This is a genomic window from Streptomyces sp. NBC_01314 (genome assembly GCF_041435215.1).
In the GTDB taxonomy this organism is placed as follows: Bacteria; Actinomycetota; Actinomycetes; order Streptomycetales; family Streptomycetaceae; genus Streptomyces.
The window spans coordinates 6,903,249-6,919,345 of the sequence record NZ_CP108394.1 but is presented as its reverse complement, the minus strand read 5'-3'; the positions used below and the strand labels follow the sequence as shown (position 1 = coordinate 6,919,345).

Genomic DNA, 16,097 nt, shown 5'->3' with positions numbered 1-16,097 from the left:
GCGCCCCTTCGACCCCCAGCGCGGGCCCCGTCGTGGTTGCTCGCGCAGTTCCCCGCGCCCCCGAAAGGAAAGAATGCCCCGCTTCAGCATCATCGTCCCCACGTACGGTGTCGAAGGGCGCCTGTCGCTCGCTCTGGAGTCCGTTCTCGGTCAGCCGTTCGGTGACTTCGAGCTGATTCCGGTGCATGAGGCGGCGGCGGACTCACCCGCGGGGGCGGTCAGCGCCGCGTACGCCACGAGGGACACCCGGGTGGCCCCCGTCGAGTCGCCGCCCTCGGGCGGACTGAGCGCCGCGCGCAACGCGGGGCTGTCGGCGGCGCACGGGGCGTACGTCCTGTTCCTGGACGGGGACGACACACTCGCGCCGGGCGCGCTGCAGGCGATCGCGGACCGGCTGGGCGAGACCGACGACCCCGATGTCCTGTACTTCGCGCATGAGCGCGCGCACTGGTGGGAGGGCGGTACGACCGTCGTGCGCCCGACCGGTCCGCGGACCCCGGCGTGGAGCGCGGCCTACCGTCGGGACTTCCTCACCGAGCGGCAACTCATGTTCCCCATCGGCCACTTCACCGACCTCGGCTGGAGCGGCATGGTCGCGCTCGCCGCCGACCGTACGGCCGAGCTGCGGGCCACGGTCTGCGTACGGCATCTGCTGCGCCGGCAGGGCAGCCGACTGCACGCGCCCGGCGCGCACCAGCTCGAACTGCTCGACCAGGTGGAGCTGGTGCTCGCCAGGGCCACGGCCGAACGGGGCGTGTCGGAGGCGTTGTTCGCGCAGCTGTTCGCGGTCGTGCTGCGGAGCGCCGCGCACCCGGAGCGGCTGCCCGTCCACCTCCGCCGCGCCTTCTTCCGCCGCGCCACGCACCTCTACCGCCACTACCGCCCGGCCGTCTTCCAGCCGCCCGGTGGCACCCTCGGCGTGCAACACCGACTGCTCGCGAGCGGCTCGTACGCCGGCTTCCGGGTCCTGTGCGTCGCCGCCCGGGCGGCGGCCGGGGCCCTGGCCGCGCTCCCCCGGCCCCGCGCGCCCCTGACCCGCGCCCTGTACGCCGCCCAGCGCCGCCATCCGCTGGACAGAAACCTCGTCGTGTACCGCGCGCACCGGGGCCGCGATGTCGGCTGCGACCTCGCCGCCGTCCGGGCGAAGGCCCGCGAACTCGCCCCGCGTCTGCGCTCGGTGTTCCTCGTCGGGCCCGAGGCGGTGGACGGTCTCCCCGAGGGCGTCGAGTACGCCGTCATCGGCAGCCGGCAGCACTGGCGGGTCCTCGCCCGTGCCAAGTACCTCGTCGACAACGCCGACTTCGCGGACGCGGTCGTCAAGCGTCCCCGCAGCGTCCATCTCCAGACCCAGCACGGCACGCCGCTGCGGACGACGGGCCTGGACCAGGCCCCGTACCCGGCGGTGGCCGCCGCGTCCGGCGGTTGCACGGGCCTCCTTGAGCGCGTGGACCGCTGGGACTTCGGCCTCTCCGCCAACCGGCACTCCACGGAGACCTGGGAGCGGGCCTTCCCGGGTACGTACGAGCAGTTGGAGTACGGCTCTCCGCGCAACGACGTCTACTACACGGCGACAGCCGAGGACGTGACGCGCGCCCGGCGTGAACTGGGTGTGCCCGAGGGCCGGAAGGCCCTCCTCTACGCCCCCGCCCCCCGCGATCACGCCCCCCACGACCGGACCACCGGCCATGACGCCCGGCTCGATCTGTTGGCGTTCTGCGAGTCGGTGGGCGAGGAGTTCGTGGTGCTGCTGCGGGCGCACCACTTCCACGACGGCGCAACCCCCCGCCGGAGCGACGGCCGGATCATCGACGTCACCGCGCACCGCTCCGTCGAGGACGTCTGCCTCGCCGCCGACGCGCTGATCACCGACCACTCGTCCCTGGTGTTCGACTACGCCAACCTCGACCGGCCGATCGTGATCCACGCGGAGTACTGGGACGTCCACCGGGAGACCCGGGGCGTCTGCTTCGACCTGCCCGCCGCGCCGCCCGGTCATGTGGCGCGTACCGAGCGGGAGTTGGCGGACCTGTTCCGCGACGGCTCGTACGCGGACGTGGAGGCGGACGCCCTGCGGGCCGGTTTCCGGGAGCGGTTCTGCCAGTTCGACGACGGGCGGGCGGCCGAGCGGGTCGTCCGGCGGGTGTTCCTCGGCGAACGGCCGGAGGCGCTGCCGCCCGTCGTGCCCCTCGCCGAACGCACCCCCGCCCCGGCGCCCGCCACCGCGACCCTCGTGAGGAGCTGACGGACATGCCCCGCTTCAGTGTCATCGTCCCCGTCTTCGAGGTCCGGGGCTTTCTGCGCGAGTGCCTCGACTCGGTCCTGCGGCAGTCGTACCGGGATCTGGAGGTGATCGCCGTGAACGACTGCTCGCCGGACGGCAGCGGCGAGATCCTCGACGTGTACGCCGCCCGCGACCCGCGCGTACGGGTGCTGCATCTGCCCGCGAACGTGGGCCCCGGCCGCGCCCGCAACGCCGGACTGCCGTACGCCACCGGGGACTTCGTGCTCTTCCTGGACAGCGACGACACCCTCACCCCGGGGGCCCTGCGCGCGCTGGCGGACCGGCTGGACGAGGCCGGCGATCCCGATGTGCTGGTCTTCGACCACGTCCGCGCGTGCTGGTGGGGCGAGACGCGGCGCGACAGCCTCGCACACCTCCTGACCACAGCCGGCGAAGGCACGTTCACGGTCTCCGAGCACCCGGAGATCCTCGAACTGCCGACCGTCGTGTGGAACAAGGCGTACCGGCGGGAGTTCGTCGAGGCGCACGGCTTCCGGTTCCCGCCGGGCCACTACGAGGACACGCCCTGGACCTTCCCCGTGCTGTTCGGCGCCGGGCGGATCGCCGCGCTGGACCGGATCTGTGTGGCCCACCGGCAGCGGCGGCGGGGCGACATCCTCTCCACCACCAGCCGTAGGCACTTCGACGTGCATGACCAGTACGAGCGGGTCTTCGGCTTTCTGGACTCCCGTCCAGGTGCGTCGGGTTGGCGGTCGTATCTGCGGAACAGGATGGCGGCGCACTGCCTGGACATCCTCGCCGGGCCGGACCGGGTGCCGTCGGGCGACCGGGCCGAGTTCTTCCGGCGGACGGCGGAGCTCTACCGGAAGTACCGGTCGGACCACGATCCCGTGGCCCCCGAGTGCCGGCTGCTGGAGGGCGGTTGGGCCGCCTACCGTGCCCGGCGACAGGTCACCCGGGCCCGTACCGCGCTCGGCGTACACGGGGAGCGCCTGCGGGCGGCCGGTGCCGAGCTGGTCGGACGGGGCTGGTCACTGGCCCACGAGCGGCTGCCGCAGGACCCGGACCTGGCCCTGTACTCGGCGTTCTCGCACCGAGGGGTGCTCGGTGACCCGGCGGCCGTGTACCAGGCCGCCCGTGAGCTCGCGCCGCACATCCGCGGGGTGTGGGTGGTGCGGCCGGAGCGGGTGGCCGCGCTCCCTCCGGGTGTCGAGTACGTGACGCCGGGCTCGCCCGAGTATCTGCGCATGGCCGCGCGGGCGACGTACTTCGTCGGCAACGCCGACTGGCCCGGCACCCTCACCAAGCGGCCCGGCAGCGTCCACCTCCACACCCATCAGGGCACCCCGCTCAAGTTCATGGGCGCCGATCTGCTGCACAAGCCGGGCGCCCGGCTCGGCGTGGACGTGCCGGACATGCTGCGCCGGGCCGACCGCTGGGACCACAGCCTCGTCGCCAACCGCCACTCCGAGCTGGTGTGGAGCAGGGCTTATCCGTGCGGTTTCACCTCGCTGCGGACCGGCAGTCCGCGCAACGACGTCCTCGTGAACGCCGGACCGGACAGCGGCACACCGGTCCGTGAGCGGCTCGGCATCCCGGCCGGCCACACGGTCGTGCTGTACGCGCCCACGCCCCGCGACTACCGGCGGGGCGGCCATGTCGAACGCATCGACCTCGCCCGGTTCGCCGCCGACCTGCGCCGCAGCATGGGCGAGGCCCACACCCTCGTCGTACGGCTGCATCCGTCGCTCGCGGACGGCCCGGCGCGCGGGTTGGGGCTCGCCGAGCTGCATCGGCGGGGTGTCGTCGTGGACGCGACGGACGAGCCGCACGTCGAGGAGCTGATGCTCGCCTCCGACGTCCTGGTCACGGACTACTCGGCCCTGATGTTCGACTACGCCAACCTGGACCGGCCCATCGTCGTCCACGCCGACGACCGGGACGCCTTCGCGGCGAGCCGGGGCGTGTACCTCGACATCACCGCGGACCCGCCCGGCCATGTGTCCCGCTCCTACCGGGAGCTGGCCTGGCTGTTCGACTCCGGGCAGTGGCGGGACTCGGAGTCGGCGCGGCTGCGGGCCGGATTCCGGGAGCGGTACTGCGAGTTCGACGACGGGCGGGCGGCCGAGCGGGTCGTCCGGACGCTGATGCTGGGTGAGAGGGCGGTGGTGGCGGTGCCCGCGCCGAGGCCGGCCGAATCCCTGACGAGCACCGGCCTCGTGTTGTCATGAGGGCGCGGTCATGAAGACCGGTCATGAGGGCACGGTCATGAAGGCCGGTCGTGAAGGCACGGTCATGAGGGCGCGGGCGTGGGTGCTGCTGCTCGCCGCCGGTTTCGCACTGCTCCAGCTCGCGAGCGTCACCGGGCGCGTCACCCCCGACACCAGGAACTACGTCTCGTACGCCCTGACTCTGGGCGGCGCGGGCATGCGGGAGTCGGCGGCCGGGACCATCGACCACTACTGCGGGAGCCGGGCGGCGACGGCCGAGCGGAAGCAGAGCGTGGACGTGGTGCGGTTCCGCGCGCCGAGCCCGGCCGCACGGGTCGCCGAGGAGTGCCGCCGGGAACTGTGGCGGAAGGTGGACCGGCGACTGACCGCCGGGCGGAGCGGCGGCCATGTCGCGCCGTTCGCCTCGGAGCGGTTCCAGCGGATCTTCGAGGTGCGGCCCGGGTATCCGCTGCTGCTGACGCCGTTCGTCGCGGTGTTCGGGGTCATGTGGGGCGTGTGGCTGGCGAGCGTGCTGATCGCGGCGGCCGGGGGCGTACTGGCCTTCCTCGTCCTGCGCGCCGTCCGCGCCCCTACCCCCGTCGCCCTCACCGGCCAGGCCCTGTACTACGTCCTCCCGTGCGGCGCGACCGCCATGCGGCCCATGACCGAGGGTCTGCTGCTGGCCCTGACACTGGCGGCGCTGTGGGGATGCGCGCTGGCGAGGGAAGGGCGGGTGCGGGCGGGGGTGCTGCTGGTGGGCGGTGCCCTGTCGGCGCTGTTCACGGTGAAGCACTCGCAGGCGCTGTTCCTCGGGGTGTGCCTGGCGGGGGCGTGCGCGGTGGTCGCCGTGCGGCGCGTACGCGGTGGTGAACGAGAGGGGCGCGAGCCGGTCCAGTCGTGGGTGCGGGCCGTCGGGGCGGTGTCGGCGGGCGCGGCGGTGTGCACGCCGGCGCTCGCCTGGCTGCTGCACTACCCGGCGTCCACCGAGAGCCTTCAGGACCTGCTCACCGACCACTTCACCCGCCCCGACCGGGCCGGGCCGTGGCCGGAGTTCCTGCGTCTGGAGTTCCGGTTCTGGGTGGAGTGGGGGCGTCGGCAGCTCACCCAGCCGCTGTTCCCGGCCGCGCTGGTCGCGGGCACCTGGGGCGCGCTGCGGCAGCGGCCGGTGTTCGGATGGTTCGTGATCGCGGGCGCGTTCACGGGGATCCTCAACCAGGCCGGGCACCCGGACATCACCATCTGGGGCGACCGGCTGATCGTGGTGGCGTGGCTGCTGCCGGTGCTGGGGCTGCCCCTGCTGCTGGAGCGCGTCACGGCTCCCCGAAGCTCACTCGATGTGGTGAGCGCGAGCTGAGCGGCTGACCCGCACGGCGATACCGGGAATACGCGCTAGATGCCCCATACAGCCCAGGCCGATCACAGTTCCGGTTCCGAATCCGAGTCCGGCTCCGAATCCGGCTCCCAGCCTGGCTCCGACTCCGGTTTCGAATCCGGCTCCGACTCCGGTTTCGGCTCGGGACCCGGCTCCGGTTCTCCGGACGCCGCTACTCCCGGCCGGCGTCCGGAGGACCGGAGCCGCCCGCGTGCCGCGCTCGGGGCCATCGCCCTGCGCGGCGGCCGTACCTGGCTGACCCGGCGGCCGACCCCGTATCTCGTCGTGGGCGGGCTGTTCTGGCTGGTGATGACGCTGGCGTACTGGCGGGTGCCGCTGTGCTGCGACGCCGGTCTGCACGCGGCGGTCGTCGAACGGCTCCGCTGGGACCTGCTGCACCCGGCCCACCCGACCGCCGCCCTGCCGGGCACGGGCAGCCCGTACTACTCCCCGTACGCGGTCGCCCAAGGTGTCCTCGCGCGGCTGACCGGGCTGAGCGGCTGGTCGATGGTGAAGCTCGCCGGGCCGGTGAACCTGCTGGTGCTGCTCACCGGGGTCGGCCGTTTCGCGCGCGTGCTGACGCCCCGGCCGTGGGCGCCGGTCCTCGCGCTGCTGTTCATGACGTTGCCGTGGGGCACCGAGCGGGCCCCGTGGAGCGACGGCCTCGGGCTGATGTCGATGACGACGAACCTCGGCCGTCCGTCGGCGTTCGCCATCGGGCTGACGTTCTGGGCATGGGCGTGGACGGGGGTACGCGCGCGTGGCGGCGGGTGCGAGCGGCGGGTGCGGTACGTCGGGCCGAGCGGCCTCGGCAGCGTGGGGGCGTACGCCGGGCTCGGCGCGCTGTACGGGCTGATCCTGCTGGTCCATCCGATCACGGCCGTGGCTTCGGTCGCCGGGGCCCTGGCGATCGTGGCGGCCAGGCAGCGCGGGTGGCGGGGGCCGCTGGTGGGGCGCTGGGCGCTGACGGTCACGGTCGCCCTGGCGGTCGCGGCCTCCTGGCCGTACTACGACGTCCTGTCGCCGGCCGGAGGCGCGGGCGTGGACGGCATCCACCGGCTCCGCTACGAGGACATGGCCGGCCATCTCTGGCCGGCGCTGCTCGGGCTGCCGGCGCTGTGGGCACGGGGGCGCCGGTCCCTCAGGGATCCGCTGGTGCTGATGTGCGCGGCGGGGTGCCTGGTGGTGGCGTACGGCTGGGTCGGCGGGCACCCGACGTACGGCCCGGTGCTTGCGGCCGTGTCCGCGCAGCTCGCCCTGGCGGTGGAGCTGGCGGCCCCCCGGCCGTGGAGGCGTGCGCGGCGGGCGCTGGGGGGTGCGGCGGTCGTGGGGGCGTGCGCGGGGTTTCTCACGGTGCACGCCGGTGCGGTCGTACCGGCCGCGCTCGACCCCGTCGGCTTCGAACAGCCGCCGCGGTGGCCTTCGTACGAGTGGGCGGCGCGGCATGTGCGGGCGGGGGAGGTGCTGATCGCCGACGGGTACTTCGCGGGGCGTTCGATCGCGGGGTACGGAGTGAACGTGGTGGCGCCCGCCTGGCCCGATCCCGCGTTGCAGGAAGGGAAGCGGGTGCGGCGGATCGCCGATGTCCGGAACTACCTCGACCCCGCGTCGACTCGTGGTCTGCGGGGGGTCGTCGCGCGGCGGTACGGCGTGAGGTGGCTGTTGCTCACTCGGTGGCGGAAGGTGCCGGAGGAGGCGGTGGTCGTGGACTGGAGTCCTCGGACCGGGGAGGTGCTGGCGCGGATCGCTCCGTAGGGAGGGGGGCAGGAGCGATCCGCGACGTGACGGCCGGTGGGGCTGATCGCACCCGCGCGGGCGAGCCGCGTGTCGACACAGCCTCGCGCCCCGCAGGTGTGGGCCCTTCCCGGCCCGACGGACCTACTCGACGACCAGCTCGACCGGGACGTTGTTGCGGGTGGCGTTGGAGTAGGGGCAGACCTGGTGGGCCTGCTCGACGAGCTTGCGGCCGGTGGCCTCGTCGACGGAGTCGGGGAGCTCGACGCGGAGGGTGACCTTGAGGGCGAAGCCCTCGCCCTGCTTGCCTATGCCGACCTCGGCGGTCACGGCGGCGTCACTGACGTCGACCTTGGCGGCGCGGCCGACGAGGCCGAGGGCACTGGCGAAACAGGCGGAGTAGCCGGCGGCGAAGAGCTGCTCCGGGTTGGTGCCCTGGCCGTTGCCGCCCATCTCCACCGGGAGGGCCAGGTCGAGGTCGAGCTTGCCGTCGTTGCTGACGGCGCGACCTTCGCGGCCGTGGGTGGCGGTGGCGACAGCGGTGTAGAGCGCGTCCATGGGAGAACCATCCGTTTCACAGGTCATGTCACGTCCGGCGGTCCGGTCCGACCGCCGTTCACGGACCTAAGTAGAGCACACAATTCAATTGCCTACAACTAAATGGCGGACAGGCGTTACCCTGGAGCCATGACCACGAGTGCCGCCCCCATGCCCGAGGGGATCTCCGAGGAGTTCTCCGGGCAGATCTCCGAGGAGGACTTCCTCCGTCTCGACCGGCAGATCTGCTTCTCCCTGCACGCCGCCTCGCGCGCCTTCAACAGCGTCTACCGCGTGGTCCTGAAGGACCTGGGGATCACCTACCCCCAGTACCTGGTGATGCTGGTGCTCTGGGAGCAGGGCGAGCTGCCCGTGAAGAAGCTGGGCGAGCATCTGCGGCTCGACTCCGGGACCCTGTCGCCGCTGCTCAAGCGCCTGGAGGCGGCCGGCCTCGTACGGCGTGAGCGCAGCGCCCGCGACGAGCGGTCGGTGATGGTGCGGCCGACCGAGGAGGGCACCGCCCTGCGCGAGCGCGCGCTGGCCGTGCCGCGCCGGATCGTCTCCGCGACGAGCTTCGACCTCGACGAGATCCGCGAGCTGCGCGACCGCCTGGACCGCCTGACGGCCGCGCTGGACGAAGCGGCCCCGGAGGAGCCCGCGAGCTAGGCGTCACCCCGCCCGTGCGATCGATCCGAGCCGTCCGGCAGGTTCGAGCCACCCTCGCGTGGCGACGGAATCCCACCACCCCGGACGGAACCCCTACCTCCCCCGCACCATCTTCCCCACGGGGCCGCGAAGCCGCCCTTAAGGGAAGATTGCACACATACCTCTCACAGGTGCGGGGCAACCATGGCTCTTCAGCAGACGCAGGCGCAGGCGCAGGTCTCCGTCGTCGTCATCGGGTACGACGACGCCGCCCATGTGGCGGACGCCGTGCGCTCGGCGCTCGCGCAGGGGCCGGCCGTCCGTGAGGTGATCGCGGTCGACGACTGCTCGACGGACGACAGCGGGGAGCTGCTGGAGCGGCTGGCCGAGGACGAGCCCCGTCTGCGGGTGATGCGGCGCCAGTCCAACAGCGGCGGCTGCGGCACCCCGCGCAACGACGGGCTGGACGCCGCGACCTCGCCGTACGTGATGTTCCTGGACAGCGACGACGTACTGCCGCCCGGTGCCGTGGACGCGCTGCTGGGCGCCGCCCTGGAGCACGACGCGCCGGTCGCGTCGGGGCTGTGCGTGCGCAGGGAGCTGCCGTCCGGCCGGGAGACCCCGTGGCAGCCCGAGCTGTACGCCCGGCGCACACTGGTGGAGGACCCGTCCCGGCGCGTACGCCTGGCGCACGACACCCTCTGCGTCAACAAGCTCTACCGCACCACCTTTCTGCGCGACCACGCGATCCGCTTCCCCGAGGGCCGCTTCCCGTACGAGGACTTCGTGTTCGGCGCGCGCGTACTGGCCGCCGTACCGCGCGTCGCGCTCGTCCCCGAGCCGGTGTACGTCTGGAACGTGCGCCGGTCGGCGGCCCGGCTGTCCATCTCCCTGGACCGCTCCGGCATCGCCAACTGGCGGGCCCGAACAGAGGCCGACCGCCTGTCGTACGACATCCTGCTGGGCGCCGGCGAGAAGCAGCTCGCGCGGGCCACGCGGACGCGCTTCCTCGACCACTCGCTGCGGATGTACGCGCGCGAGCTGGACCTGCGCGGCACGGAGTACCGGCGTGAGTGGTGGGCCCTGACGCGCGCGCACCTGGCCGCCTTCGACGAGGGCGACTTCGCGCAGGCGCCCGCGCCCGGCCGGGTCGTCGCCCGGGTGGTCCTCGCCGCCGAGGAGCCGCGCGACCTGGCCCGCCTCAAGGAGATCGCGGCCCGTCCGGCCCGGCTGACCCCGCCCTACGCGCGCGCGGGCGACGGCTCCCCCGTCTGGTCCGCCGACCTGCCCCAGGTGGAGCTGGACCACCTCCTCGTCCGTCCCGTGCACCTGCTGCCCGCCGCCGTCGACGCGGAACTGCGGCCACGCGCGCGGGGGACGGTGCTCCGGCTGCGGCTGCACGAGCTGTACGGACGGATGGCGGAGGCGGGGCCAGAGAGCGTGGAGGTGGAGTTCACCGAACGTAAGGACGGGCGGGTGGGGTTCGCCGGCACAGCGCCCCTCGCGGCCGAGACGGAGTTCGACAGCTGGACGGCGGACGTCCCGATGGACCTGACCGCGCTGGGCAGCGGCACCTGGGACCTCCGGTTGCGGCTGCGCTTCGCGGACGGCGGCCACCGGGAGACCACCGCGCACGCCCTCGCGGGCGCCGGTCTGCTGCGCCGGAGCGCACTGCCGAGCACACGCCACGGAGTGCTCCTCGTGCAGCCGTACGCGACCCATGCGGGGGCGCTCGCGCTACGACTCGCGCCCGGTTGGCGAGGATTGACCGAAGTCGTACGCCGTCGCCTCAAACGCCTGCTTCACTGATGGCCGACCCGATTGCAGCTGCAGGGACCAGCTGCATGAACCTGCGCGCACGGGCGCGCCCGTATCGGGTCCATGCACCTGCGTCATCGCCCTGACCATCATCCCCAAGACATCACCATGACATCGCCATGGCATCGCCATGACTACGAGAGGACGGTCGTCCATGACCTGGCTGATCACCGGTGGCGCCGGATACATCGGGGCGCATGTGGTGCGCGCGATGCTCGACGCGGGCGAGGAGGCCGTCGTCTACGACGACCTGTCCACGGGGGTCGCCGAACGGGTGCCCGGGGGCGTGCCGTTGGAGATCGGTTCCACCCTCGACGGGGAGCGGCTGGCCCGGGTGATCCGGGACCGGGGTGTCACCGGCGTCGTCCACCTCGCGGCGAAGAAGCAGGTCGGCGAGTCCGTCGAACTGCCCCTGCACTACTACCGGGAGAACGTCGAGGGCCTGCGCACCCTGCTGTCGGCCGGCACGGACGCCGGGGTCGCGTCCTTCGTCTTCTCGTCCTCCGCCGCCGTGTACGGCATGCCCTCCGCCGCGCGGGACGGGGCCCTGGTCACCGAGGAGACGCCGTGCCTGCCGATGAGCCCGTACGGCGAGACCAAGCTGGTCGGCGAGTGGCTGGTACGGGCCACGGGCCGGGCGAAAGGCCTGTCGACGGCCTCCCTCCGCTACTTCAACGTGGCGGGGGCCGCGACCCCCGAACTGGCCGACACCGGCGTCTTCAACCTCGTCCCCATGGTCTTCGAGAAGCTCTCCGAGGGTGCCCCGCCGCAGATCTTCGGCGCCGACTACCCGACCCCCGACGGGACCTGCGTCCGGGACTACATCCACGTCGTCGACCTCGCGGAGGCCCATGTGGCGACCGCGCGACGGCTGCGCGAGGCGCCGGGCACGGACCTCACCCTGAACATCGGGCGCGGGGACGGCGTCTCCGTGCGCGAGATGATCGACCGGATCAACGCGCTCACCGGCCACGACCTGCCGCCCGTGGTCGTCGACCGGCGGCCCGGCGACCCCGCGCGCGTCGTCGCCTCGGCGGACCGGATCGCCGCCGAGCTGGGCTGGAAGGCGCGGTACGGCGTCGAGGACATGATCGCGTCGGCGTGGGCGGGCTGGGCGCTGAACCACCCCGCGCGGTAAGGGATGTGACTGGATCGACGCACTGCGGGAACTGTTCGGTGTCGTTTGCGCGTGTGTACTGAGGGAAGCGAACAACGAGTACGAGAAGCACGACGAGCAACTTCACGACGAGCAAGCGCACGACGAGCAAGCGCACGACGAGCAAGCGACGTACGACGTATCCGACAGGGCGTTACGGGGGTAGCGGCGATGCCGGCATGGGACATCGATCCGATCAACGTGCAGACCACGCTGAACTCGACCGGTGAGGCGGCGGGCGGCCTGGAGAAGGCCGCCAACTCGCTGGTGTCGAACATGGCGAGCGCGGCCGAGTCGGCCGGTACGGCCGTACCGGGCGGGCAGTTCAGCGGGCCCATGATCGGGCCGGTCGCCACGGGCACGCCACGCGTGCCGGTCGGCCCGGTCGCGGCGGCGCTGAGCAAGTACCTGCAGGAGCGGCAGCAGAAGCTGGCGTACATGGCGCAGCGGACCATCGACTCCGTGCAGGGCGCGGCCAAGGCCACCAACGCGTATGTCACGGGCGACCTGGACATGGCCGCCGTGCAGCAGGCCAACGCCCTCAAGGCGACGGTGGTGCCACCCCCGCCGGGTGTCGACGGCAACGGCGGGCAGGGGCCGAAGTGAGCGACGACATCCCCGTCATCCCGGAGGAGGTCCCCGAGTTCACCGGCAACCTGGAGCTGCTCGACCAGAACATCACGGGCGTCCGCACGGCCGGCACCTCACTGAAGGACTCGGGCTCGGCGATCCACACCCGCTTCGGCGGCCTCTCCGCGTACTACAAGGCGCCCGAGGCGGAAGCGCTGTTCGCGACGACCGCGCCGGTGGCGGCCAAGGGCGACGAGTTCGCCACGGAACTGGAGACCGTGGCCTCGGCGCTGGACACGTACGCCGCGGCCGTCGGCCCCCTCAAGCAGAAGTTCGACCAGCTCCGCCAGGACGCGATCGCCTTCCGCCAGAAGATCGAGGGCGACGACGAGTGGCGTGCCGACGGCGACCTCGTCGAGGAGAACAACAACCGCCGCTCGGACATCAACGCCGCGTTCGCCGCCTTCCAGGCCGCCGAACGCGACTGCTACAACAAGATCGTCGCGCTGGTGGGCGGCGAGGCGCTCGTCGTCAACGACGGCTCGAACAAAGAGAACATGTACGGCTACCGGGGTGAGGACCTCAACAACGCCGGCGGTCTGCCCTGGGGCGACCCGGTCGAGGAGTCCAACCCCTGGTACTACATCCACGAGCACGTCTGGGACTTCGCGGTCGGCTTCGTCGTCGACGGGGTGTGGGGAACGATCAAGGGCCTCGGCACCCTGGTGGGCGTCAACGGCTGGGACGCGGCGGGCCAGGCCTGGGTCGGCCTCGGCAAGCTCGCCACCGGCATCGTCATCATGTCCAACCCGGTGACCGGCGCCGCGTTCTGGCTCACTCCCGACGACAAGTTGCCCTCCTGGATCCGCGACTCCCGCACGGCCGTCGTGGAGACCGGCAAGGCGCTCATCGCCTACGACGAGTGGGGCAAGAACCCGTCGCGGGCGGCCGGTGCGGTGACCTTCAACATCGTGACCACGATCTTCACGGGTGGCGCGGGCGGAGCGGTCTCCGGCGCCGGCAAGGCGGGCGCCATCGCCAAGGCCATCTCGTTCGCGGGCAAGGCCGGCAGGATCGTCGACCCGATGACGTACATCACCAAGGGTGTCGGCGCGACGGCGGTGAAGATCAGCGACGTCATGGCGAGCCTGCGCGGCATCACCGACGGCACGCACATCAAGCTCGGCGAGGGCACGTACCAGATCGCCGACGCACCCAGGATCACGGACGATCTGCCGGCCGGCCTGACCCCCGAGAACAGCGTCCGCATGGAGACGCCCAAGGGCGAGGTCGTCTACCTCGACACCGACACCCTGGTCGTGCACAACGCCGACGGCACGGTCCGGGAGTCCCTGGACGGCATCAAGCACGAGGGGACCGCGGCCGAGCGGGGCGTCGATGTCTCGCGTCCCGCGCCGGAGCTGGTGGGGGCCGGCGCGAAGGTGGGCGACGGTACGGCGGCTGTCGGGCGGGGCGGGGACGGCCTCGGTGCCGTCGGACGCGCGGGGGACGACGTCAGCGGCACGGGGCGCGCGGGCGACGACCTCGGCGGTACCGGACGGGCAGGCGACGACGGGCTGCCGGGTGGACGTGCGGAGGGCCCCTCGGGAAGCCACACCGAAACACCGGGTGGCGGTAGCCACGGTGACGGACCCGGCGGGGGCGGTGGCGGTGGCCACGGTGACGGACCCGGCGGAGGCGGGGACGGACCCGGCGGCGGCGGGGACGGACCCGGCGGCGGCGACGGGCCTGGCGGCGGTGACGGCCCCGGCGGAGGCGACGGACCCGGTGGTGACGGCCCCGGTGGTGACGGCCCCGGCGGCGGCGACGGCCCCGGCAAGCCCGACTTCAGCGAGGGTGACGCGACTCCCCCGCCTCCCACCGGCCCCATGAAGCCGGACCAGGAGGCCGCGGTACTGAACCAGCTCAACCAGGCCAAGCTGAAGCCGCAGGACCTGGAGCGCATGCTCACCCAGATGCGCAAGAGCCCTTACGGGTCCGGCATCGCGGACCACATCGCCCGTGGGGATCTCGCGGGCATGCCCGGCTACAAGGACCTTCTCCTCCAGGTCAAGCAGGGAGACATGACGCCCTCGGTGCACATGGCCATGGAGCACGCGGCGGATCTGCACGCCCGGGGCGTCAAGGACGTGGCCTTCGAGTTCAAGGCGCCGGGCGACAAACTGGACCTGGACGTACTGGTCAGGTCGGGCGACGAGATCGTGTACGGCGTACAGCTCAAGGACGTGCAGTCGGTCGCGGGCATCAACTCCGCCGCCAAGAAGATCGCCATCAAGCAGCTCGCCGGAGAGATCGCGGGTCAGAAGGTCGCCATTCTCGACATCCACGACGTGAAGGGCGCCGTCACCGATGACATCCTGAGGTCCGTCGAGGGATACGCGCGAAGGACCAACGCCACCTTCGAACTGCGTTTCCAGGACGGCTCGATCACCATCCCCGCCAACGGCCCGACTTATCCGTGAGGAATTCCGTGTCCCTTCTCATGCGCGCCCCGAAGGAATGTGCGTCGTGGACGTGGGAGCTCGACGAGTTCGCACCCCCCGGCCTGGAGTCCGCGCTGTCCGTGGCGGCCAGGATGTGCGCCGTGCTGCGCGAGCACGAGCTGCTCGTACCCGACAGCCTCGAATGGGACTGGTTCGTGTACGGCAGCGGCGGCACCGGGCTCATCACCCGCCTCTCGCTCCAGGGTCCGATCGACGACGAGGAGGTACCCGAGCGTGTCGAGCGGAGCCGCCCCGTCGGTTTCCCCACCGCGTCGGTCGGGAGCATTCTCGTCGTGGGTTCCGGGACCTGGATCGACGCGACGGGCGAGAAGCGCGGGGAACACCGGCTGGTCGAGTTGACGGTGGCTCCCGACGCGCCCGGCATCTGGGCGGAACTGGCGGTCTTCCACGACATCTGGGGCCCCTTCGACTTCCGGGGCGAGCCGCATCCTGACGTCGAGAGGCAGAACGCCCCACGCCTCTCGGCGGCCCTCCACTCGCTCGACACGCTCCTGGGCGTCCCCGCCGAGCCCGGCGACCCGACATACTTCGGCGCCGCCGAGGGCCACGGCATCAAGGCCCCGGACGTGATCGACGACCGAGGCCCGGACCTGACCGACCTCCTCTGACCCACGCCGCCGGGCCGCACGCCACCGATGGAGGGCGCGCGGCCCGCCCGCCGCGAGCGCGCCTGCCCCTTCCCCGCCTCGGACCAGCCCCCTCCCGGGATTCGGGAAACGCGTGCCGCGAAACGCAACTCGTCCGTCTGGCAACGCCGTTGGCGGCCCAGGACGCCCACTGGTCGTTTTCCGCGTCAGGGCCGCCACATGACGGTCGTGACAGCCCTTGTCAGGGTCACGGTCATGGCAGCCCTCAGCCGTCGCCCGGTTCGTAGGCGCTGATGACGTACTCGGCCTCGTCATCGATGGCGTCCTTGTCCACGTCCAGGGTGATCCGCGAGGGATACCCGCCGACGGCGTACTCCACCTCCGCCGTGTCCGCCCGCTCGTCCCAGGCCTTCTCCAGCCTGTCCAGCAGGTCGCCGATCTTGGGGATTCGTTCAGGTCCCCGCTCCACCGTCCACCGACTGTCGTCGTCGAGGCCGACAGCCTTGACGACCTTGCCGTCACGGACCGTCACACGGAAGCTCCCCGCCAGGACCTGTGAAGTCGACGTGAGTGTGTAGACGTACGAGGCAGGCTCGTGCCACGTGATGTTGCTCCGCGCCGTGGTGCCCCTCGGCGACGCTCCCCCGGTCGCTTCGGGAGGAGACGTCTCGCCGTCACATGCGACGGTCGCCCCCACCATC

12 protein-coding genes are annotated in these 16,097 nt (G+C 72.3%); 10 read left to right on the top strand and 2 right to left on the bottom strand.

Annotated features, from left to right (window positions below; translation table 11 throughout):
- Positions 1 to 73 precede the first annotated feature (73 nt).
- The 4 genes from OG622_RS30605 to OG622_RS30590 all read left to right on the top strand — a co-directional run bounded on the left by OG622_RS30605 (position 74) and on the right by OG622_RS30590 (position 7,579).
- On the top strand, positions 74 to 2,242 hold the full coding sequence (locus tag OG622_RS30605) for a CDP-glycerol glycerophosphotransferase family protein (protein ID WP_371579837.1): 2,169 nt from the start codon (positions 74 to 76) through the stop codon (positions 2,240 to 2,242).
- Positions 2,243 to 2,247: 5 nt separating this feature from the next.
- Positions 2,248 to 4,473 (top strand): CDP-glycerol glycerophosphotransferase family protein, encoded by a 2,226-nt coding sequence (locus tag OG622_RS30600; RefSeq protein WP_371579836.1) that lies wholly within the window; start codon positions 2,248 to 2,250, stop codon positions 4,471 to 4,473.
- 64 nt (positions 4,474 to 4,537) lie between these two features.
- Positions 4,538 to 5,806, top strand: coding sequence for a hypothetical protein (locus OG622_RS30595; protein WP_371584277.1), 1,269 nt, complete (start codon positions 4,538 to 4,540; stop codon positions 5,804 to 5,806).
- Positions 5,807 to 5,845: 39 nt separating this feature from the next.
- The gene (locus OG622_RS30590) at positions 5,846 to 7,579 is read left to right on the top strand and encodes a hypothetical protein (protein ID WP_371579835.1); all 1,734 of its coding nucleotides are present in this window, start codon (positions 5,846 to 5,848) and stop codon (positions 7,577 to 7,579) included.
- Positions 7,580 to 7,702: 123 nt separating this feature from the next.
- On the opposite strand, the gene OG622_RS30585 is transcribed toward OG622_RS30590, so the two are convergent.
- Positions 7,703 to 8,116 carry an organic hydroperoxide resistance protein gene (locus OG622_RS30585; RefSeq protein ID WP_371579834.1) on the bottom strand — a complete coding sequence of 138 codons (414 nt, stop codon included), beginning with the start codon at positions 8,114 to 8,116 and terminating at the stop codon, positions 7,703 to 7,705.
- 129 nt (positions 8,117 to 8,245) lie between these two features.
- On the opposite strand from OG622_RS30585, the gene OG622_RS30580 reads away from it, so the two are divergent.
- The 6 genes from OG622_RS30580 (at position 8,246) to OG622_RS30555 (ending at position 15,417) form a co-directional block, all read left to right on the top strand.
- A complete protein-coding gene (locus OG622_RS30580; RefSeq protein ID WP_371579833.1) occupies positions 8,246 to 8,761 on the top strand; it encodes a MarR family winged helix-turn-helix transcriptional regulator in 516 nt (171 codons plus the stop codon).
- A 183-nt stretch (positions 8,762 to 8,944) separates the two neighbouring features.
- On the top strand, positions 8,945 to 10,549 hold the full coding sequence (locus OG622_RS30575; protein WP_371579832.1) for a glycosyltransferase family 2 protein: 1,605 nt from the start codon (positions 8,945 to 8,947) through the stop codon (positions 10,547 to 10,549).
- Between the two features lie 163 nt (positions 10,550 to 10,712).
- A complete protein-coding gene (galE, locus tag OG622_RS30570) occupies positions 10,713 to 11,696 on the top strand; it encodes a UDP-glucose 4-epimerase GalE (protein ID WP_371579831.1) in 984 nt (327 codons plus the stop codon).
- Between the two features lie 189 nt (positions 11,697 to 11,885).
- Positions 11,886 to 12,320, top strand: a complete 435-nt coding sequence (locus OG622_RS30565; protein ID WP_037703663.1) for a DUF6507 family protein — start codon at positions 11,886 to 11,888, stop codon at positions 12,318 to 12,320.
- Complete coding sequence (locus OG622_RS30560) at positions 12,317 to 14,767, top strand: hypothetical protein (protein ID WP_371579830.1); 2,451 nt, start codon at positions 12,317 to 12,319, stop codon at positions 14,765 to 14,767. The genes OG622_RS30565 and OG622_RS30560 overlap by 4 nt, the downstream gene beginning before the upstream one ends.
- A gap of 20 nt (positions 14,768 to 14,787) precedes the next feature.
- Positions 14,788 to 15,417, top strand: a complete 630-nt coding sequence (locus tag OG622_RS30555; RefSeq protein WP_371584276.1) for a hypothetical protein — start codon at positions 14,788 to 14,790, stop codon at positions 15,415 to 15,417.
- A 244-nt stretch (positions 15,418 to 15,661) separates the two neighbouring features.
- Here OG622_RS30555 and OG622_RS30550 read toward each other — a convergent pair whose 3' ends face one another.
- Positions 15,662 to 16,096: a DUF6174 domain-containing protein gene (locus OG622_RS30550; protein WP_371584275.1), complete on the bottom strand. Its 435-nt coding sequence runs from the start codon at positions 16,094 to 16,096 to the stop codon at positions 15,662 to 15,664.
- Position 16,097: the final 1 nt, after the last annotated feature.